We start from the raw sequence: 20,093 nt of genomic DNA on the forward strand, positions 1-20,093 counted from the left end.
CGCACCGGAATCCGGTCCACCGCGCCGTGGTGAGGAGCGCGAACCGGGTCTTGCCGCACGTTCCGTTCCGGGTGAAGTACGGGCTGACGGATGCGATCCGTCGGCGAAACCCGCCGTACAGCCTGCTGACCCCGACGTCGTCGGTCGTACAGGTGGGCGCGCCTCGGGACACCCTGCTCGCAGGGCGGTCGCGGGCGATGGGGTTCGCGCTCCGCACCCGCCCGTCCGGCCGGGTGCTCGTCGTCGAGCCCGACGCCACCAGCGTCGCCGAGTTTCGGCGGGTGGCAGCCGCTCAACGCCTCTCGCACGTCGAAATCGTGCAAGCCGGTGCTTGGTCCGAGCGTGGCACGATCACCCTCGAGGTCGACCCCGAGCACCCGGCGACGAACTTCACCGATGGCACGGCCGATTACACCGCGGAGGAGCGCGCCCGCTTCACGACCGTGGAAGTTCCGGCCGCGCCGCTCGACGAGCTCATCGCGGAGGCCGGGCTCGAGCATGTCGATCTGGTGAGCATCACGACGAACGGGGCCGAAGAGCCGGGATTGCGGGGACTGGAGCACACGATCGAGCGCGATCATCCGTACATCTGCCTCGCCCGGACAGAGGATTCGTACGAGGAAGTGATGGCTGGTCGGGGCTACGAGCTGCTCGCTTCCGACGACCGGGGCTTCACGTTCCGACACCGGCCATGATGCGTACCCATTCCCACGCCCCCGTGCCCTTCGCGCTGCCCGACATCGGCCAGGAGGAGATCGACGCCGTCACCGAGGTGCTGCGGTCCCGTTGGCTCACGACCGGGAAGCGGTGCCAACAGTTCGAGGCGGCCTTTGCGGAGGCCGTCGGTGCCGACCATGCGGTTGCGTTGAACTCGTGCACGGCTGCCCTCCATCTCAGCCTGGAGGCCTACAGAGTCCGCGAAGGCGACCTGGTCTTCATGTCGCCTTACACCTTCGCCGCGTCGGCCGAGGTGGTCCGCTACCTCCGCGCCACCCCCGTCTTCGTCGACATCGATCCAGCGACGTTGAACATCGACGTCGAGCGCTTGCGGACCGCCGTGGTGGCCAGCGCCGAGGCAGGGCTCGGGCGACCGAAGGCCGTCATGCCAGTGCACCTCGGCGGGGTGCCGTGTGACATGCCTGCCATCCGAACGCTGGCCGCCGAGCACGGTATGCACGTGATCGAGGACGCCGCCCATGCCTTTCCCGCCGCCCGCGATGGGGCGGCGGTGGGCGGGTTGCGCGAGGGGGAGCCCGGTACCGCCTGTTTCTCCTTCTACGCGACCAAGACCATCACGACCGGCGAGGGAGGGATGCTGACCACCGGCGATGCCGAGATCGCTGCCAGAGCGCGCATGATGAGCCTGCACGGGCTCAGCCGCCAGGCGTGGACCCGCTACGAGGACGGCGGTTCGTGGGTGTACGACATCGTCGCCCCTGGGTTCAAGTACAACTTGACCGACCTCGCTGCTGCGTTGGGTCTCGTGCAGCTCCAGCGCGCCGAGCAGATGCGGCTCCGCCGGGAAGCGATCGCGGCGCGGTACTCGTCGGCCTTCGCCGATCTGCCCGGCCTCGCCGTGCCGACCGTGCCGGCCGGAGTGACGTCGGCCTGGCACCTCTACGTGCTGCGCGTTGGGGACGGCCGTTCTTCGCGCCCGCGCGACGAGCTCGCCGCGAATCTCACGAGATCGGGAATCGGCTGCAGCGTTCACTTCATCCCTCTGCACCTGCACTCGTACTACGCAGAGACGTACGGCTACCGCCCGGGCGATTTCCCGCTCGCCCTCCGCGAGTCCCAGCGGTCGGTGTCGCTCCCGTTGGCGAGCAGTCTCACTGACGACCAAGTCGGATCGGTCATCGCCGCTGTCCGCTCCTCCGTCACGGAGTCCGCACGCCATGGCTGACATTCGCATCTACCTCTCCGCCCCAGACGTGGGCGAGACAGAACGACAGTTCCTCCTCGACGCGTTCGATTCGAACTGGATCGCGCCCGCCGGTCCCGCGATCGATGCGTTCGAACGCGAGGTGGCGCAGCTCGCTGGTGTTCCGAGCGCGACGGCATTGTCGAGCGGCACCGCTGGCTTGGAGCTCGCACTTCGGATGCTGGGGGTTGGTCCTGGCGACACGGTGCTGCTCCCGTCGCTCACGTTCGTCGGCTCGGTTGCGCCGGTGGTGCACCTGGGCGCCGAGCCGGTGCTCGTCGACAGCGAGGTGGCGTCGTGGAACATCGACCCGGACCTGGTCGAACAGGAGCTGCGCGCGTACGCAGCGAAGGGGCGGCTTCCCGCGGCAGTGATGGCCGTTGACCTGTACGGCCAGTGCGCGGACTACTCGCGCCTCGAGCCGCTCTGTGCGGAGTACGGCGTTCCGCTCATCGAGGATGCCGCGGAAGCAGTCGGCGCGACCTGGCAGGGGCGGGCGGCCGGCTCGTTCGGCGAGTGCGGGGTCTTCTCGTTCAACGGCAACAAGATCATCACCACTTCCGGTGGGGGCATGTTCCTGTCGAAGAACCCCGACCTGGTGGCGCGAGCGAAGTACCTCGCGACACAAGCGCGACTGCCGGTTGCCCACTACGAACACGAAGAGATCGGGTTCAACTTCCGGCTCAGCAACTTGTGCGCGGCGTTGGGTCGCGCGCAGCTCCGCTCGCTCGACCGCAAGATCCAGCGCCGGCGCGAGATCTTCGAGCGGTACGCCAGCGCACTTTCGGGGGTTGACGGCATCGAGTTCATGCCTGAGCCGCCCGATGCGCTCAGCACGCGATGGCTCACCGTCGGCTTGGTGGATCCTCGCCGGACAGGGCTGACCCGCGACGATCTGTGCGCCGCGCTCGCGGCCGTCGGGATCGAAGCCCGTCCTGCCTGGAAGCCGATGCACCTGCAACCCGCGTTGAAGGCAGCGCGCGTGGTGGGCGGCGCCGTCGCGGAGCACATCTTCGATCAGGGCGTCTGCCTGCCGAGCGGTTCGGGGTTGACCGACGGGCAGGTCGAGGAGATCATCGGGGTGATCAGGTCGGCGCTCGACGGGGCCGTTGCGTCGTGAGCCCGGCACGCGCCGCTGTCGCCCCCCACCCCTTTGTCGTGGTCGGCGCGATGAAGTCGGGAACCACGAGCCTGTACACCTTGTTGCAGCTGCACCCGGCGGTCCGTGTGGTCGGCGACAAGGAGGCCGACCAGCTGTTCCGTGACGAGGGCGTGGCAGCGCTCGCGCGGGAAGTTGCTGCTCATCCGGAACATGCCTGTGGCGAAGTGTCGACCGCCTACATGCAACGACCGCTCAGAGAACCGCCGGTGGCGGCCGCACGGCGGGCGCTCAGCGACGGTGTTCGCGTCGTCGCGGTGCTGCGAGACCCGTTCGAACGGGCGGTGAGCCACTGGCGTCACTGGCGCCAGCTGGGCACCGAAGGTTCGGCGGCGTTCGAGCGGGCGGTCCTCGACCCCGCTGGCGAGTATGTCGCGTTCAGCAGGTATCACCACCAGCTGGCCCCGTGGATCGACGAGTTCGGGTCGGGCGCGGTGCATTGCATCCGGCTGGAGGACTACCAGTCCGATCCGGTCGCCATCGTCCGCAACCTGTGCGCGTTCCTCGGCGTTGATCCGGCGCCGCTCGTCGGCCTGGAGTCCCAGCGGGTCAATGCGGCGGAGTCTCGCTTGGTGGCGCGCGGGCCGGCCAGAGCCTTGTCCCGGTCGCCGTTGTATCGACGGGTGATCCGGCCCGTGGTGCCAGCTGCCGCCAAGCGTGCCGTCCTCCGGGTGGCTGGCGGTGCCGGCGGTCGGGAGGGGGCCCCGCATCCGGTCCCCGACACGAGGGTCCGGTTCTTCGAGCTCGTCGCCGACGATCTCGCCGAGTTGCACGCGCGTTGGCCCCACTTGCAGTGGGCTGCACCCGGAGGGCAAGGCGGGACAGGGCGGTGAGGCTCGAGTTCCTGTCGGCCACCGACGCCCTTCGCCGACCACCCGACGTGCCGGACATCTATTACACGGCGGGGTACGGGCTGACCGCGGAGCTCATCGACCGCGGCGTGTGGGAGTGCGCGGTCTCAGACGATGGGATGGTGTCCATGCCGTACCTCCGCCGCGACATTTGCGGCGGGCCGGAGTACGACATCGTGAGCCCCTACGGCTACGCCGGGGTAGCGGTGGCGTCGGCAGATCAGGCGGGGAGGCGCCGCGAGTTCCGTGCGCGCTTTCTCGACGCCTCACGCGAGCGCGGGCTCGTGGCCGAGTTCGTGCGGACCAACCCGCTGGATGTCGCCGAGCCCGACCTCGCCGACCTGGACGTCGGCACCGCGCGGCGTCACCGCACCTTTGCCGTGAAGGTGGGTGCGCATCCAGCCGCCTATTGGGACGAGACCGAGGGCCGCCATCGCACGGCCGTGCGCAAGGCCGAGCGGTCGGGTGTGGAAGTGATGGCGGGTCAGACAGACGAGCTGCTCGACGAGACGAGCGGCTTTCGGAGGATGTATCGCCACACGATGGAGCGCGTCGCCGCGGGGCGTCATCTTCGGCTGGGCACGCCGTACTTCCGGCGGATGGTCGACCACCTGCGCGACGACGTCCACCTGCTCGAGGCCCGCTTCGACGGGGAAGTGTGTGCGGCAGCGCTGTTCCTGAGTTGGAACGACCGCTTGCACTACCACTTGTCCGGCTCCACCGAACCCGGTCTCCGCCTGGGAGCGACGAATGCGATCCTCGACCGGGCAGTCCGCACGCTGCTGCGTCCGGGCGGCGTCCTCCACCTCGGTGGCGGGCTGCAACCCGACGATGGCCTCGAGCGGTTCAAGCGCTCGATCGCGACGGAGCAATGCTCGGTGTTCTTCTGCCAGACGGTGGTGAACGAGCGGCGCTACCGCGAGTTGGTCGAAGCGTCGGGCGCGCCCGAGAGCGGCTACTTCCCCGCGTATCGAGCCGAAGGGCGCTGACGGTGTCCTTCCTCGACAAGTCCGACGACTTCGAGTCGTTCCTGAGTCTGTTGAACGACACCCTCGAGCCGGTGTTCGGTACCGCAGGCCCGACCGGCGACTCGCACACGTCGGTGCAGATCACCGGCCTGCCACGGACCGGCACGACGATCCTGTATCAGCTCCTCGCGCGAACCGGCTGCGTCGGCTACGTCTCGAACCTCATGGCCTTCTTCTGGCGGGTACCGACTGTGGGCGCCACCCTGCAGCGCCAGCTGACCACCGGCGAAGTGACCCTGTCGACGTCGTCGATGGCGGGTCGCACGGTCGAGCCCCTTGATCCGCACGAGTTCGGCTACTTCTGGCGCGCGGTGCTCGGCCATTCGGCGAACTCGATGGTCCGCGATTTGGAGCCGTGGCCCATCGATCGACTGCAGCAGGTGCTGGACGACGTGTCGAAGGTGTTCGGTGCACCGACGGTGTACAAGAACTTCCTGGTGCTGGCGCACCCCGACGAGATGTTCACCCTTCCGTCGGCGCGGTTCTTGGTCCTCGAGCGGCCAGCGATCGATGTGGCAGCCTCGCTGGTCGCGCTCGATCGGCGGGTCGGTGGTGCGGCGCCTGCCCGGCTGGGGCTGCAACCGGCGCCGGCCGAGCAGGTCCGTGACGGATCGTTGGTCGAACAAGTGGCACGCCAGGTCGCGGTGCTCGAACGGGCGCGACGCCGTGCCGGTTTCGAGCGCCACCCGGCAGCGCTGGTCGTCCCTTACCGGAAGCTCTGCGAATCGCCACGCGAAACGGTCGGCGAGGTGCTCGAGTTCATCGGCGGAGACCTGCGCCAGCTCGACCCTGGCCGGTTGCCGGCATCGCTGACCCCCGGTGCGGGCGCCACCGACTTGGCCCCGGCCGAGCGGCGCGTGCTGCAACGGCTGCTCGACGAAGAGCTCGAAGGGGCGATGTGAAGCGCCGCCGCGACATCAACTTGCTGGTGGTGGCGCCGGGCCTGACGAGCTCGGGTGGGATCGCTTTCGGCGAACGCCTCGTGAGCGAGCTCGAGGTGCAGCTCGGCCGCGAGGTCGGGCGGGCGGAGACGCCACGGCTCGGCCGTCTGCAGCTCGATCGGCACTCGGCCGGCGCCACGCATGTGCTGTTCCTCGGCTCCCGGGCGATCGAAGTGGCCGGAGCCCGCACCGTGCTCTGGCCGTTGAACGTGGCCCCCTTCGACGCGCGAACGGTCCACGCTCCGTCGTCGAGCGTGCAGAACCGGGCTCGGCACCGCCTGTTGCTCCACCGTCTGCGCCGCTCGGTCGGATGTGTGGACGGCCTGGTGTTCGGCTCGCATTACGCACGGTCGCTGTACTTGGCGCGGTTCGCGGATGCCGCGACGATGCCATATCGCGTGATCCGCGGTGGCGCCCGCTCACTCGAGGTCGCCGACGGGACTGAGGGCCGACGCGACGGGGGCCTGATCCTGTGTGTGTCGCACCTCTATCCCTACAAGGGCATCTTGGAGCTGGTCGAGGCCGTTGCGATCGTCGACGCCGAGCTCCCGCCGGCGGTGACCGTTCGAATCGCGGGGGCGGATCGCGACCGTCGCTACGCCGCGGCCGTGCGCAAGCGGATCATGGACCGCGGGCTCGATCACCGCATCGAGGTGCGGGCGGCAACTGGTCCAGAGCTGCAGTCCCTCTATGCCGAAGCAGAGGTCGCGGTGTTCATGTCGACTTGCGAGAACGCGGGTTCGTTCGCGCTCTACGACGGGCTGCACGCGGGCTGCCCCACGATCTGCTCGGATCGATCGTCGATGCCGGAGATGGTCGAGGGGGCGGTTCGGCTCGTCAACCCGTTCGAGCCGCATGCGGTGGGCTCCGCCATCGTCGGGCTGCTGCGCGACCCGAGCGAGCGCCAGGTGCTCGCGGCCCGGGCGCAGGCCTGGTCGGCGAAGGTGCCGTCATGGGGCGATCGAGCCGCAGAGCTCATCGAGTTCTTCGAGGAGCTCGACGCGTGACCGCCCGGTCGAGGGCGCGGGCGTTCGGCCGGGGCATGGCGTTGGAAGCCGCGAGCGCTGCGTACCTGGTCGGCGGGCGCCACCGTCGTTCGCTCCGGGAGCCGGGTGCCATGGTGGTCCTGGTTCACGACACGCCGCCGCGCTCGCTCGCGTCGTTGGAACGGTTCGTTGTGCGACAGCGGGAGCGGATCGTCGACTACGCCGTGGCCGTGAACGCGGCGAACGGGTCTGGCTCGGCGGGGGCAGGGTCGATCGCACTCAGCTTCGACGACGGGTTCCTGAGCAACCGCGGCGCGGCCGAGATGTTGGCGAGCCACGGTGTGTCGGCGGCCTTCTTCGTGCCGACCGGGGTCATCGGCGCGGCACCAGATGAAGTCGACCGGTTCTACCGGCGCCCCCAGCGCGAAGGTGTGATGGGTTGGGCCGACCTCGACCGGCTCGTCGAGCTCGGCCATGTGGTCGGCAGCCACTCCCGCGAGCACCGGCCGCTGGCGCAGATGAGCCTGGCCGAGGCCGAGGCACAGGTCTGCGAGTCGGTGGAACTGCTGCGCCGGCGCCTGGGCCGAGCTGACCACTTCGCCTGGCCGTACGGATCGCTCGCCAGCGCGCCGGTCGACCAGATCGTTCGCTGGTGTGGCGCTCTCGGCGTCACGCCGGCCTCGGGGGTGCGCGGCCGCAACGTCGCCGAGCGCTTCGCGCGAGAGGGCTACCTGCGGCGAGATCCCGTCGACCCGCTCCACTTGGCACGCGACCTGCGCGTCTTCATGAGTCGGTCTCGCTAGCGCGGCGGGCCCGAGGATTGGCTCGCCGGTAGGCGATCTGCCACGGCACCTGCCCGAAGGCGCTCACCAGGCCGAAGCCCCACGCCGCGCCTTCTGCTCCTGCGGTCACCGCGCCGATGGTGGTGCCGACCAGGAGGCAGACGCCGAGGAAGGACGCGACCCGGAGGATCAACTTGGGTTGCTGCACGGCCCGGAGGCCCACCCGTGGTCCCTGGTTCGCACCCATGCCGGCCGCCCACAGCGCCGTAGGTATCAGCAGCTTCTTCGAGATGCCCCAGTTCTTGCCGGCGAGCAGGTGCCCGAGACGGGCGGGGAGGAAGTAGAGGCCCGCCGTGAACACGACGACGGTGGCGACGAGCGCGATGCTCAGGCCGGTGACGTACAGGTCCAACTGCCGGCCGCTGCGAGCCCGCAGCCGTACGGCCTCGGGCACCGCGAAGGCGATCGTCGCTGCGATCAACGTCGTCAACGGGGTCATGAGCGTTCGCGAGGCGCTGAGCTCGCCGAGCGCGCCGACGCTCACGATGCCGCTCAACATGATGAGCGACAGGCGGCCCGCTGCCTGCTGGGCGAGCGTCTCCCCGGCAAGCCTCAGGCCGAGATCCTTGTGAGAGGTCAGCCACCGCCACGCGCTTCGAGCGCCCGGGAGCACGCCGATCTGCACGATCCCCGCGATCAGACCAGCGCCAGTGCCCACCCCCCAGACGATCATGAGCACCGGGACGGTCGGGTGGCCGTGGTGTACCACTGCGAGCGTCACCAGCCCGGTTGCGATCAGGCAGATGCCGTCGTTCGCGGCAGCGGCCCATGCTCGGCCTGACGCGAAGAGGTGGAAGCGCCAGGCGTCTTGCACGAGCAGCAGCGGCATGATCGCGGCGGCTGCAAGCACGATGAGGGCGGCGTGACGGGGAAGCAGTGGGAAGGCGAGCAGCGCCAGCGCGGTGGTGAGCAGCCCGAGTAGCAAGGACGCACCCGAGGCGCTCGCGGTGGCGCTCCGCCGGTCACGGTCGCCAGCCGCCGAGAACCGGATGGTGATCGGCTCGAGGACCAGCGACCGGACGGTCGAGAGCGCCAGCAAGCTGATCGTGTAAGCGAGCGTGAACTCGCCGATGCCGCCGACCGACAGGTAGTGCAGCGCGGCGAACAGCACGACGAAGTTCTGCAGGCTGGAAAGCGCCTGGTCGACGATCGCGCCGGCGGCCCGGACGCCTGCCCCTCGCAGCATTCGCACCCCGCGCGCACGACGTGAGGGCTGCTGTCGGGACAAGCCGAGCTCCGGCGGCGGTCCGGTCGTGAAGTCGTCGAAGGACGCGATGGGCGCCACGATCTCGTCCGGGATCGCGTCCGGCTCGTGCGGGAGGACCCGAACCTGCGGTTCCAGCCTGGGGCGGCGCGCCGCTCCGGCCGGTCGGTGCGGCCGGCCGCGGAACATGACGGGTTCGAGGGTGACGCCTTCTGGTGTCGCCGCCGGGCCGGAGGGCGCAGGGCGAAGCGCCGGCGGCTCGCGGTGCGGGGCCCGCGTCCGCGCACCGCCCGCGCGTTGGCGTCGCCGCTCGAGCGCGCGGGCACGGCGGCCGAGGAGGTACAGCGGTACGAGCAGCACCCAGGTCTGGAGGGCTTCGGTGAGCGCTTGACCGACGGAAACCCCGACGACGGCTTTGGCGAGCGTCAAGATGACCAGCGAGTAGAAGACGAGCGACGTCAGGTCGGTCGGATCGCGTGGGTACCACCGTCGTTCGGAGCGGCCGAGCAGGTAGCCGACGAGGATCGACAAGATCACCGCCGCTGGTACGCCGAAGTTCCAAACCAGCTCGCCGCTGATACCAGGGGGAACACCGCTCCGCCCCAGGTTGTACAAACGTTGGCCAATGATCGGCCCGGGAGTGATTACGGGTTTATTGGGCCAGATTGCCCGAGGGATTGGTGCGATGACGAGCGCCGCGATGGTCTTCCCATATTCATATGGGAGCGTAGATGGGACTGCATCAATGATTTTCAGCGTCTTGCTGAGGTCGTACGCATTGCGATTGAGCAGTGCGCTGTCTAGCCCATACAGCACACCGGGATTGGAGTCGGCGGTACCTTTGCGTTGGGCGGTAAGGAAGCCGATTCCCAGTATGCCGACAAACAACACGGCGAGCACCGTCGTGGTTCGCAGGCGACCCCGAATCAGCACAATGACCACGACCACCGCAGCACCCACGTCGACCAAGTCGGCACGCGTGGTTGTGATGAGGTTGATCCCGAACCCATTGAGGAACAGGGCGCCCAGGATCATGCCTCGCATCATCCCAATCCGGGGCCGTGTCTGGAGCCAGTACGCGAACAACAGGATCGCGCCGATGGCGCCAGCCTTCGCCAGGAACTCCCAATGTCCGTACGACTGGATTCCGGCTTGCGCGGCTGTTGCATTTATGACCGTTCGACGGTTGCTGATCGACGCGCCGAGCCCGCCCACGCTGCGGTCGTAGGCGAGCGTGGCGGCGAGGCCGACGACCGCGTAGAGGCCGGCGATGAACAAGATGGTTGGCTCGCTCAGGTCGCGCGCGTGCAACGACCACTTCCTTGGCGGTGGTGGGTCGGCGGTGCTCGAGCCGCGCGGAAGCGGCGGTCGGGACGCTATCGACGCGACATAGCCGAATACGAGGGCGGCGATAGTCGCAATGGCGACGAAGGCCGGCCAAGCGAGACTCCCAAATGACGACCCCAACAGAAAGAGAGAATCGATGACGTCACTGTTGGGGTAGTGGATTGCGATCATGACACCCCGGACGCCAGACCCGATGGTGATGACAAAACTGGCCAAGCCCCACATCGACAAGATGGCCTGCTGTGGCAGCAGGAACGGAACTTGGGAAAGGGCGGTGCAGACGAGCCCGACTGCGGCGAACCCCCAGAGGTCTCCCCCCATGAGATAGGTGATGAAGCAGCCAAGTGCTGCGAGCACCTCGACGGCGATGAGGCCAGCGACCCATTCGCGGGGGCGGTTGAGGGTGGGGCCCGGGGTGCTGGTTGAGGCGCGTCCCGTGGGCGGACTTGCCGAGAGGACGCTGGCCATCCAGACAACTTACGCCTCTGCCAGGGCGCCGGGCCCGAGTTCTGTCTATCCGGGGTCAGGTGGCCGCCCCGCTGCCGGCGTGAACGAGGCTCGTCGCCGTGGGCCGGCGTGTACCGTCGTCGAGGTGTTCAGACGGTGCCCGCGCTCGCTGTGTGGTCGCCGCCGTTGGGTTGCATGCACAGGTGTGTTGGCGCTCATGCTGCTCGCCGCAGCGTGTGGGGAAGGGGGGCGTGGAGCCACGACCTCGACGGGTCCGACGGAGTCGTCGTCGACAGTGGACGAGGCGCTTGGCAGCGAGGCGGCATTGGGGTTTCCTCTGCTCGCGCTGGCCGACTTCGCCAAGTGGCCCGACGGTCCGGTCGCGCGGTTCGCGGGCGACGGCCACTACTCGGTGGCGGGGCCGTCGAAGATGAAGGTGGAGGGCGGGCGACTGGTCCTCCGCGACGCCGGGACGGTGCCGGCCTCGGCGTTCCTCGAGCACCGCGAGACCGTCGTGCCCCGTGTCGTGGCCGGCGACGCTGTCTTCTCCGGCGGTCGCACGTCTGCGGAGGAGTTCGTGCTGGTCAGCAGCCAGGCGAGCATCTCGGTGGCGTCGGTCCAGTTCTTCATCACACCGGACCGGTGGGCCCTGCTCACCGTCACGCGCGGCAAGCGGCACCGCGTGGCCCACGGCAAGTTTCGAGCCGTCTTGAAGCGCGACGGATCGACTCCCAACCGGATCGTCATGCGGATCGACCCTTCGACGTCCGTCGTGACGGTTCAGTACCCAGGCGGTCAGGGCCACTGGCACGATGCCGACTTCGCCCGCTACTGGGGATCGCTGTTCAGCGTGCAGATCATCCGGCCCCACACCTCCGACGGCACGGTCGCGATCTTGGGGACCGCCTCGGGTGCCTGAGGTCGGGTGGTCGGGTCGGCCGCGGGCGACCGAGCGGCCTGTGAGGGTGCACCCGACACGACGCGACTACCATCCGGGGGTCCTGAACAGGCGGGCGCCAAGCCATCAAGCTCAGGACAACTGGTTAGTCCGTGGACCACACTGACGATTTCGACCTCCGCGAGTACCTGCGCGTACTGCGGCGGCGCCTGTGGGTGGCGGTTGTCTCCGTCATCGCGCTCGGCGTGCTCGCCGGCGGTCTGTCGAAGATGCAGACGCCCGTGTACACCGCGTCAGCGGACGTGCTCGTTCCCCAGCAGACAGCAGTGAGCCAGATCACCGCCGGCAATCAGGCCTCGCCGAACCCGCAGTACTTGCAGCGCAACATCGACAACGCGCAGAAGTTCGCTTCGAGCGATGTGGTCAAGCGCGCGGCGGCCAAGGCCCTCGGCTACTCGGCGACGGCCAGCGTGACCGCGTCATCGAGCGCCGATCTGCTGACCTTCAAGGCCCACAGCACCAACAAGAAGAAGGCAGCGGCAGTTGCGAACGCGTACGCCAAGGCGTACATCGATGCCGACCGCCAGCGGCAGGTCGACGGTTACGCCGCGCAGAGCCAGGCCGTCAGCGCGACCATCACCCGGCTGCAGCAGCAGGCGGCGCCGCTACCTCCGGGCAGTGGCCCCTACGAGAGCATCTCCAGTCAGATCACCCAGCTCCAACAGCTCCAGTCGAACCTCCAGGCCGCGCAACAGTTCAGTGCCGCAAACGGTGGCCAGGTGATCAACGACGCCAAGGTGCCGCAGAACCCGTCGTCGCCCAAGGTGTTCCGCAACACGTTGCTCGGCGTTGCGCTCGGCGTGCTGCTCGGCATCGGTCTGGCGTTCCTCGTCGACCGCATGGACGATTCGCTCAAGTCGAAGGCCGACGTCGACGAGATCGCCGGCGACGTGCCACTGGTCGGCATGATCCCCGAGCTCCAAGGTTGGCGTGCCCGCTCCGACACCCACATCGCCACGCTCGAGAGCCCGCAGTCGGTCGTGGCCGAGTCGTACCGCACGCTGCGCACCTCGGTGCAGTTTCTCGGCATCGAGCACCCGTTGAACGTCATCGGCATCACCAGCCCCAACCCTGGCGAGGGCAAGACCACCACGCTCGCCAACCTGGCTGTCTCGGCCGCCAAAGCCGGTCTGCAGGTCGTGATCGTCGACTGCGACCTCCGCCGTCCCCGGGTGCACGAGTTCTTCGGGCTGCGCAACGACGTCGGATTCACCTCGGTGCTGCTGGGCGAGACGTCGCTCGGCGCCGCCTTGCAAGACGTCGAGGAGCAACCCCGGCTCCGGCTGCTCGCCTCCGGGCCCACGCCGCCGAACCCGGCCGAGCTGCTCAACGTCAGCCGGGTCGAACAAGTGGTGCGCGCCCTGGAGAAGACGGCCGACCTGGTGCTCATCGACTGCCCGCCGGTCGTGCCCGTCACCGACGCGCTGCTCATCTCCCACCTGGTCGACGGGATGCTGCTCGTGGGCTACGCGGGTCGGACCAACAAGCGCGAGTTCCACCGTGCACTCGAGCTGTTCGCCAGCGTCGACGCCCCGCTGGCCGGCACCGTGCTCAACGCGGTGCCGAACAAGGGCGGCTACGGCTACGGCTACGGATATGGCTACGGCTACACGTACGGTTCCGAGCTCGACGAGAGCCGCCGCGCCCGCCGCCGGGCCCGCCGCCAGGCCTTCGAGGACGTCGTGGGCGACACCAAGTCCAACGGGAACGGTCAGCCCGAGGACGCCCGGCCCGTCTCGCGCACCTGACCATTCCGTTCTGGGCTGCTTTTTACGCGTTGGGACGCGTCATTTTCAGCCCAGAACGGAGGTTTCGGCTTCAGCCCAGAACGGAGAGGTTTCAGCTGGTCGCCAGCTCGTCGAGCACCGCCGCGTAGCGCTCGATGAACGGGCGCGCCGACGCGGCGTCGGTCCATCCCTTGCGCCCGGCGCCGAGCAGCACCCGGTGCACCCCCAAGTCCCGGTAGGCGCGCAACGTGTCGGGCGTCGGGTCGCCCCACGTCACCATCGAGATCGGCAGCTCGCCGCGGCCGGCGTCGGCCGCAGCGGCACGGAACCGGTCGATCTTGTTGGCGAGGCTGCTGGCGTGCACGCCGCCGTGGGCACCTTCGAGGTCGCCGAGGGCCAAGTCCATCGGCATCCAGCCGTCGGCCCAACGGACCGCATGCGCAGTGCCGAGGCGGCCCGACATCCCACAGACCACTGGCGGCCCGTGGGGTCGCTCGGGCTTGGGGAGCGACCAGACCGGGTCGAAGTCGAAGAACTCGCCGTGGAACTCGGCCTGCTCGTCGGTCCACAACGCCCGTAACGCACCGACGCACTCCTCGAGGGCCCGGTAGCGCGCCGTCCACGGGATCGGCCGGTGGTTGGCGAGCTCCTCCTCGTTCCAGCCGACCCCCACGCCGAGCTCGAACCGGCCACCGGTGTGACGGTCGAGCGTGGCCACGGTCTTGGCGAGGTCGAACACGTCGTGCTCGAGGGGGAGTGCCACCGACGTGCCGACCACCAGGCGCTCGGTCGCGCCCGCTGCGACCAGCAGGCTGAGGAACGGGTTCATCATCTCGAGGTACGGCGCCGGGAGCTCGCCACCGGCGGGGTACGGCGTGCGCCGCTCGACGGGGATCTGTGGGTGCTCGCCCGTCCACAGCGACTCGTAACCCGCGTCCTCCAACAGCCGTCCGAGCTCGGCCGGCGCGATGTCGTCGAGGGTGTTCATCGACGTGAACCCGACGTGCATGCCGGTGAAGGTAGGCGATGGGACGCCAAGTACTGTCGCAGCGATGAACATCGTCATGCTGCTCGAGATGGCGGCCGAAGGGATGGGGGACCGCCTCGCGGTCGGCACGCGCGACCAGGCCCTCACGTACGCGCAACTGCTCGACGAGGCCCGCCGGGGCGCCGGCGCGCTGCAGGCGGCCGGCGTCGAGCGGTCGGGCGTGGTCGCGGTCAACTCCGCGTCGATCCCCGTGCAGCTGTTCGCCAGCGCCATCGCCGGGGTGCCGTTCTCGCCGATCAACTACCGCCTTGCCGACGACCGGCTCCGCGCCATCGTCGGGCGGCTCGCGCCGGCGGTCGTCGAAGCCGACGACGACGCCGTCGCCCGCATCGCCGGCATCGACGGTGTCGAGGTGCTCAGCCACGACCAAGCCGCCGCGCGCCTGGCCACCGCCGAACCGGTCGAGGACGCCCACACCGACCCCGACGCGGTGGCCATCTGGCTGTTCACCAGTGGCACCACCGGCGACCCGAAAGTGGCTCTGCTGCGCCACCGCCACCTGGTGGCATACGTGCTGTCGACCGTGGAGTACATGGCCGCCGGCGAGCACGAAGCCAGCTTGGTGAGCGTGCCGCCGTACCACATCGCCGGGATGATGGCGATCTTGTCGGCCACGTACTCGGGCCGCCGCATCGTGTACCTCCCGCAGTTCGACCCCGACGAGTGGGTGCGGATCGCACAAGAGGAGGACATCACCCACGCGATGGTCGTGCCCACCATGCTCGGGCGGGTGCTCGACGCAATCGAACGGCGCGGCACGACGCTGCCGGCGCTGGCGCACCTCTCCTACGGTGGCGGGCGCATGCCCGTGTCGATCGTCAGCCGGGCCATGGACCTGTTGCCGCACGTCGGATTCGTCAACGCATATGGCCTCACCGAGACCTCGAGCACGATCGCCGTGCTCGGGCCGGCGGACCACCGCGAGGCCCACGACAGCAACGACCCGTCGGTCGTCGCGCGGCTCGGTTCGGTCGGGCGTCCCTTGCCGATCCTCGAGCTCGAGATCCGCGACCCCGACGGCAAGGAGGTGGCCACCGGCGAGACCGGCGAGATATGGGTGCGGGGCGAGCAGATCGCCGGCGAGTACCTCGAGCGCAACGCCCTCACCGACGACGGTTGGTTCCCCACCAACGACGCCGGTTACCTCGACGCGGCCGGGTTCTTGTTCGTCGAAGGTCGCCTCGACGACGTGATCGTGCGGGGCGGCGAGAACATCTCGCCGGGTGAGGTCGAAGACGTGCTGCTGCAGCACGAAGCCGTCGCCGAAGTCGCGGTCGTGGGTGTGCCCGACGACGAGTGGGGCGAGGTCGTGGCCGCGGCGGTGGTGCTCACCGACGGGGGCCGCGCCGACGAAGCCGAGCTGCAGGAGTGGGTGCGGACGCAGTTGCGCTCGTCGCGGGTGCCGGCCCGCGTCGACATCCGCCGCGACCTGCCGTACAACGAGACCGGCAAGCTGCTGCGCCGGGTCTTGAAAGGCGAGCTGTCGTGAAAGTGCGGATCGACCCGGAGGTCTGCACCGGGCACGGTCGCTGCTACGCCTTGGAACCAGCCTTGTTCACCGACGACGAGTCAGGCTACGGGCAAGTGATCGGCGACGGCACCGTCGAATCAGACGACGACATCTCGGCGGCCGAGCGAGCCGTCCGCAACTGCCCCGAGCGCGCCATCACGTTGGAGTGAGCTCCGCGGCCCGTCCGTCCGGTGGGGCCGTCAGGGGGGCGTCGCCTGAGGCTGGCGGGCAGGTCGAGCGGCTGGCCGGCAGGTGCCGCGGCGTCACGTGAGGCTGGCGGGCAGGTGGGTGCCGCCGAGCGCGCCGGCCGTCAGGTGAGGCCGGCAGGTGCCGCGCGCCGCCCGTCACGTGGCGGGGCGCCGCCGGGCCGTCAGGTCGGGGGCGCGCAGAAGGTTCGCACCACACGCTCCTTGCGAGGGTCGGCGAGGACCTCGGCGAGTGGGGCGTCGAGCAGGACCAGGCCAGCGGGCGCCGCAGGCGGCGGGGCGTACAAGGCCAGCGCCTGGTCAGGCCGCAACGCTTCGCCCGGTCCGATCGGCACGCCCGACCCGGTGCGCCGCTCGACCGCCGCGCGGATCGCGATCCACGGGTCCTCGGGGCCGTACGGCGCGTCGCTGCTGCCGAGCACCGGCGCCCCCGCGGCGAGCAGGGTGGCGCAGCGGTACAAGTCGGGCCGGTCGACCGGGTCGACGGTGGCCAGGTAGCGGTCGCCACGAGCCGCCACGAACGCGGGTTGCGTTGCGACCGTCAGGCCGTGTTCGTGCAGGCGGATGGCGAGATCGGGTGAGGTGACCGACGCGTGCTCCACGCGATCGCCGGGGAGCGAGCCGACCTCGTCCCACGCCGCGACCGCGAGCGCGAGCGCCACCCGGGTCACACAGTGGACGGCGACGGGGCGCCCCGCCCGGTGGGCGCGACGGAACCACTGCTCGAGGTCGGCCAGCGGCGGAAGCGCATGGTCCGCGATGACCACTTTCACCGGGCCCTTGGTGAGCGGCGGCGGCGGGTCGGCCTCGGCCAGCGGCGGGCCGCCCATGACGATCACCTGTTGCGGCAGCGCACCGCTGCGCACCGCGTCGGCCAGAAGTCGGTGGTGCGCCGGGTCGGCGGTGGGGGTTGCATCGGTGACGCCGGTGATGCCATACGACGCAAGACGCCGGCCGACTGCAGCGAGATCGGGCGGCGGTGGCGGCGGTAGGCGATCCCGCAGCCACTCGTCACTGCGGAACAGCCGCCCGTCCGCGAGGTCGTCGGCCTCCGGGTGGGGGAGTCCCGGCGGACCGGGTCGGTCGGGTCGGCCGGGAAAGCCGGGGTGCCCGGGCCGGTCGGCGTCCACCCCGAGTTCGGTGAGCGCCCGGCTGTTGAGGACCCACAACGCGCCCGAACGGTGTTGGACACGAACCGGCCGGTCCGGCGCGAGGTGGTCGAGACGGCGCCGATCGAGGGGGCCGTGGACCTGGTCGTCGTAGCCCACTGCCCGCAGCCAGCCGCCTCCCGCGAGCGTGCCAGGGCGGATGGCGAGTGCCTCGTCGAACGAGGCTGGGTCCGTCGCAGTTGCCAGGTCGAGCGAGTGGTCGGCCGCGGCCATTGCCAGGAGGTGCAGGTGGTGGTCGTGCAGCCCACCGATGAGCGCGCCGCCGCCCGCGTCGATCACCTCGTCGGGGGCCGCAGACGGGCGGGCCACGATGCGGCCGTGGCGGATCGTGACGTCGACCGTGGCGCCGTCGACCTCGGCGCCCCTGAGCAGGATCTGCATCAGCGTCCGGGCTCTGCGGGCAGGTCGATCGGCACGGGTTCGCCGGCGACGTGGGCCGAAACGCCGGCCATCGCCACGTCGAGCAGCCAACGTCCACCGCTGCGCAGGGTGGCGAGCGTGGCGGCCGCGGCGACCATCCCCGAAACGGGGTCGGCGACCGCGTCGGCCACGAAACACGGGCCCCGGTCGTCGTAGACCACCAAGCCCCCGGCCACCGCCGCCACGTCGCCGAACGCCACCCGGTTGCGCCACGGCTCGGCCCGCCCGAAGCCGGTGATCGACACCCACACGGTGGGGCCGTCGGCAGCCTCGAGGAGCTCGGCGGCCACGATGCCGAGGTGCTCCAACGCCCGGGGGCGCGAGCCCTCGATCACGACATCGGCCCGGCGGAGGAGGTCGTGCAACTCGGCGCGGCCGTCGGCCGTCGTGAAGTCGACCCGGACGTGTTGCTTGGCACCGTTCAAGCGCTCGTAGAACTCGGTCGGCCCTCGGCGGGCGCCGTCGGGCCGTTGCACCGACTCGACTTTGAGGACCCGCGGTCCGGCCTCGCCGAGCAGGCGCCCGGCGAGCGGACCCGCCCACAACGACGACAGGTCGACCACGGTCAGGTCCCGCAGCGGTTCGCCGGGAGACCCGCTCGATCGGCGGGGCCGGCCCTCGAACGGTGTCGCCCTGACGGGCAGGCCGAACGCCGTCGCCACCGGTTCGGCCGCCACGCGGGCGGTCCCGGTGGTTGTCGGTTCGGCTGCCACGCGGGCGGTCCTGGTGGTTGTCGGTTGGGCTGCCACGCGGGCGGTCCCGGTGGTTGTCGGTTGGGCTCCCACGCGGGCGGTCCCGGTGGTTGTCGGTTCGGCTGCCACGCCGAGCGCCGCGGCAGGGAGGCCGAACTCGGCCGCTCGCTCATCGAGGTCGGCAGCTCGGCGCGAAGCCACGAGCGCGGCGACCGCCCCGAACGGTGCTGGCTGCTCCGGGGCCACGGCGTCGAACGAGAGTGCCCCGGGCAGGGAGTCGAGCTCGAGCCATGCCGGGATGAGCTCGACGTCCTCGGGGCGAGCGAGGGTGAGGGCCAGCCAACCATCGGCCGTGGACAACAAGCGTGTGCCGCCACCGCAACTGATCGGACTGCGACGCCGCAGACCCGCGATGGCGGCCCGCTCGGCGAGCAAGGCCGCGCTGTCGACGCCCAGCTGCTCGTCGAGCAGGTCGAGCAGGTCGAGCAGCGGCCGGGGAGGCCCGATCGGTGGGCCGTCGGCCCGTCCGGTCAGCTCCAGCGCACCGCTGGCCGCCCACCGGGCGATCTGAGGATCCACGCCCTGATTGTGCCAAGGGCGGTCGCCCGCCGCGTACAGTCCCGCTATCCGAGCGATCGACCTGTCCGACGGCGAGCTCGCCGAGTTGCTGGCCTCCCCGTTCGCGGCGGAGGAGCTGTCCGACCCGTCCGGGCTGCTGGTCACCGTGCGACCCGAGGCCGGTGCGTTCGTCGACCACCGGCTGCTCACCAGCCTGCCGTGCGTGGTGGTCGGGGTAGACCGTCCGGCCTTCGACACACCCCCGTGGTGCGACGCCGTGGTCGACCCCGCCGTCACCACCATCGGGGCCATCGAGGCGACGGTCGAGGCCACGCCGTTGGCCGCCACCGCCTTCGTGCTGCTGTTGCGGTCCGCCCGTGCCACAGTCGACGTGGAGGCGGGCTTGGTGGCCGAGTCGGCCGTGTACTCGATGTTGCAGGGCGGCCCGGAGTTCGCCCGTTGGCGTGCCAGCCACCCGGCGCGGGAGCGCGCCGTGAGCGACGGCCTGCCCGTGCGCGTCGAACGGTCAGGTGGCCGCGTCGACGTGATCCTCGACCGACCAGAGGTCCGCAACGCGCTCGATCGCACGCTGCGCGACGGATGGCTCGCGGCGCTGGCGGTGGCGCTGGCCGACCCGTCGGTCTCCGAGGTGGTCGTGCGCGGCGAGGGGCCGAGCTTCTGCAGCGGCGGCGACCTCGACGAGTTCGGATCGTTCGGCGACCCCGCGTCAGCCCACTTGGTGCGACTCACGGCGAGCATCGGCCGGGCGCTCGATCAGCTCGGGGCGAGACTTGGGCCGGGCCTCCGCTTCGAGGTGCACGGTCCGTGCGCCGGATCGGGCATCGAGCTCCCGGCTTTCGCGGCCCTCGTCGAAGCCCGGTCGGACTTCACTGCGATCCTGCCCGAGGTCCGCCTCGGCCTCATCCCGGGCGCCGGCGGCACGGTGAGCCTGAGCCGGCGGATGGGGCGTCACCGCACCGCCCTGCTCGGCTTGTCCGGCGCCACCCTCGACGCCTCCACCGCCCTCGCCTGGGGCCTCGTCAACCACGTCCACCCCCCCGTGCTGTGAGCACTTGGCC

General features: G+C 70.2%; 17 protein-coding genes. 13 read left to right on the top strand and 4 right to left on the bottom strand.

The features are described from left to right. The first annotated feature begins 50 nt into the window (after nucleotides 1-50). Genes VHA73_10575 through VHA73_10610 form a run of 8 tightly spaced genes read left to right on the top strand, consistent with a single transcriptional unit; the run spans nucleotide 51 to nucleotide 7,689 of the window. Complete coding sequence (locus tag VHA73_10575) at nucleotides 51-695, top strand: FkbM family methyltransferase (GenBank protein HVX18463.1); 645 nt, start codon at nucleotides 51-53, stop codon at nucleotides 693-695. Nucleotides 696-718: 23 nt separating this feature from the next. After that, nucleotides 719-1,903: a DegT/DnrJ/EryC1/StrS family aminotransferase gene (locus VHA73_10580; protein ID HVX18464.1), complete on the top strand. Its 1,185-nt coding sequence runs from the start codon at nucleotides 719-721 to the stop codon at nucleotides 1,901-1,903. Next, the gene (locus VHA73_10585) at nucleotides 1,896-3,041 is read left to right on the top strand and encodes an aminotransferase class I/II-fold pyridoxal phosphate-dependent enzyme (protein ID HVX18465.1); all 1,146 of its coding nucleotides are present in this window, start codon (nucleotides 1,896-1,898) and stop codon (nucleotides 3,039-3,041) included. Before VHA73_10580 ends, VHA73_10585 begins: the two co-directional genes overlap by 8 nt. 38 nt (nucleotides 3,042-3,079) lie before the next feature. Then, nucleotides 3,080-3,913: a sulfotransferase gene (locus tag VHA73_10590; protein HVX18466.1), complete on the top strand. Its 834-nt coding sequence runs from the start codon at nucleotides 3,080-3,082 to the stop codon at nucleotides 3,911-3,913. Continuing rightward, the gene (locus VHA73_10595; GenBank protein ID HVX18467.1) at nucleotides 3,910-4,920 is read left to right on the top strand and encodes a GNAT family N-acetyltransferase; all 1,011 of its coding nucleotides are present in this window, start codon (nucleotides 3,910-3,912) and stop codon (nucleotides 4,918-4,920) included. Before VHA73_10590 ends, VHA73_10595 begins: the two co-directional genes overlap by 4 nt. A 2-nt stretch (nucleotides 4,921-4,922) precedes the next feature. Further along, the gene (locus VHA73_10600) at nucleotides 4,923-5,861 is read left to right on the top strand and encodes a sulfotransferase (GenBank protein HVX18468.1); all 939 of its coding nucleotides are present in this window, start codon (nucleotides 4,923-4,925) and stop codon (nucleotides 5,859-5,861) included. Then, nucleotides 5,858-6,907 (top strand): glycosyltransferase, encoded by a 1,050-nt coding sequence (locus tag VHA73_10605; protein ID HVX18469.1) that lies wholly within the window; start codon nucleotides 5,858-5,860, stop codon nucleotides 6,905-6,907. Before VHA73_10600 ends, VHA73_10605 begins: the two co-directional genes overlap by 4 nt. After that, entirely contained in the window at nucleotides 6,904-7,689 is a 786-nt protein-coding gene (locus VHA73_10610) for a polysaccharide deacetylase family protein (protein ID HVX18470.1), read from the top strand. Before VHA73_10605 ends, VHA73_10610 begins: the two co-directional genes overlap by 4 nt. Here the strand turns inward: VHA73_10610 and VHA73_10615 are convergent. After that, nucleotides 7,670-10,243, bottom strand: coding sequence for a hypothetical protein (locus VHA73_10615; protein HVX18471.1), 2,574 nt, complete (start codon nucleotides 10,241-10,243; stop codon nucleotides 7,670-7,672). The two genes, VHA73_10610 and VHA73_10615, sit on opposite strands and share 20 nt — an antisense overlap. 808 nt (nucleotides 10,244-11,051) lie before the next feature. Here VHA73_10615 and VHA73_10620 point away from each other — a divergent pair. After that, nucleotides 11,052-11,645, top strand: a complete 594-nt coding sequence (locus VHA73_10620; protein ID HVX18472.1) for a hypothetical protein — start codon at nucleotides 11,052-11,054, stop codon at nucleotides 11,643-11,645. 131 nt (nucleotides 11,646-11,776) lie between these two features. After that, a complete protein-coding gene (locus tag VHA73_10625) occupies nucleotides 11,777-13,432 on the top strand; it encodes a polysaccharide biosynthesis tyrosine autokinase (GenBank protein ID HVX18473.1) in 1,656 nt (551 codons plus the stop codon). A 91-nt stretch (nucleotides 13,433-13,523) separates the two neighbouring features. Here the strand turns inward: VHA73_10625 and VHA73_10630 are convergent, their stop codons facing one another. Further along, nucleotides 13,524-14,420 (bottom strand): TIGR03619 family F420-dependent LLM class oxidoreductase, encoded by an 897-nt coding sequence (locus VHA73_10630; GenBank protein HVX18474.1) that lies wholly within the window; start codon nucleotides 14,418-14,420, stop codon nucleotides 13,524-13,526. A gap of 43 nt (nucleotides 14,421-14,463) precedes the next feature. Between VHA73_10630 and VHA73_10635 the strand changes: the two genes are divergently transcribed. Continuing rightward, nucleotides 14,464-15,948 carry an AMP-binding protein gene (locus VHA73_10635; protein ID HVX18475.1) on the top strand — a complete coding sequence of 495 codons (1,485 nt, stop codon included), beginning with the start codon at nucleotides 14,464-14,466 and terminating at the stop codon, nucleotides 15,946-15,948. Continuing rightward, nucleotides 15,945-16,139 carry a ferredoxin gene (locus VHA73_10640; GenBank protein HVX18476.1) on the top strand — a complete coding sequence of 65 codons (195 nt, stop codon included), beginning with the start codon at nucleotides 15,945-15,947 and terminating at the stop codon, nucleotides 16,137-16,139. Before VHA73_10635 ends, VHA73_10640 begins: the two co-directional genes overlap by 4 nt. Nucleotides 16,140-16,339: 200 nt before the next feature. Here VHA73_10640 and VHA73_10645 read toward each other — a convergent pair whose 3' ends face one another. Together VHA73_10645 and VHA73_10650 are read right to left on the bottom strand one after the other, a co-directional pair. Then, the gene (locus VHA73_10645) at nucleotides 16,340-17,725 is read right to left on the bottom strand and encodes an amidohydrolase family protein (GenBank protein HVX18477.1); all 1,386 of its coding nucleotides are present in this window, start codon (nucleotides 17,723-17,725) and stop codon (nucleotides 16,340-16,342) included. Then, nucleotides 17,725-19,035 (bottom strand): CoA transferase, encoded by a 1,311-nt coding sequence (locus VHA73_10650; GenBank protein HVX18478.1) that lies wholly within the window; start codon nucleotides 19,033-19,035, stop codon nucleotides 17,725-17,727. The genes VHA73_10645 and VHA73_10650 overlap by 1 nt, the downstream gene beginning before the upstream one ends. Nucleotides 19,036-19,120: 85 nt before the next feature. On the opposite strand from VHA73_10650, the gene VHA73_10655 reads away from it, so the two are divergent. Then, on the top strand, nucleotides 19,121-20,083 hold the full coding sequence (locus VHA73_10655; GenBank protein ID HVX18479.1) for an enoyl-CoA hydratase/isomerase family protein: 963 nt from the start codon (nucleotides 19,121-19,123) through the stop codon (nucleotides 20,081-20,083). Nucleotides 20,084-20,093 lie beyond the last annotated feature (10 nt).

It is taken from the genome of Acidimicrobiales bacterium, assembly GCA_035547835.1.
Classification (GTDB): Bacteria; Actinomycetota; Acidimicrobiia; order Acidimicrobiales; family Iamiaceae; genus DASZTW01.

What these genes read in the sequence shown, in the direction of transcription:
- VHA73_10585 (HVX18465.1), top strand. Translation starts at nt 1,896, where the DNA reads ATGGCTGACATTCGCATCTACCTCTCCGCCCCAGACGTGGGCGAGACA.
- VHA73_10630 (HVX18474.1), bottom strand. Translation starts at nt 14,420, where the DNA reads ATGCACGTCGGGTTCACGTCGATGAACACCCTCGACGACATCGCGCCG.
- VHA73_10635 (HVX18475.1), top strand. Translation starts at nt 14,464, where the DNA reads ATGAACATCGTCATGCTGCTCGAGATGGCGGCCGAAGGGATGGGGGAC.
- VHA73_10645 (HVX18477.1), bottom strand. Translation starts at nt 17,725, where the DNA reads ATGCAGATCCTGCTCAGGGGCGCCGAGGTCGACGGCGCCACGGTCGAC.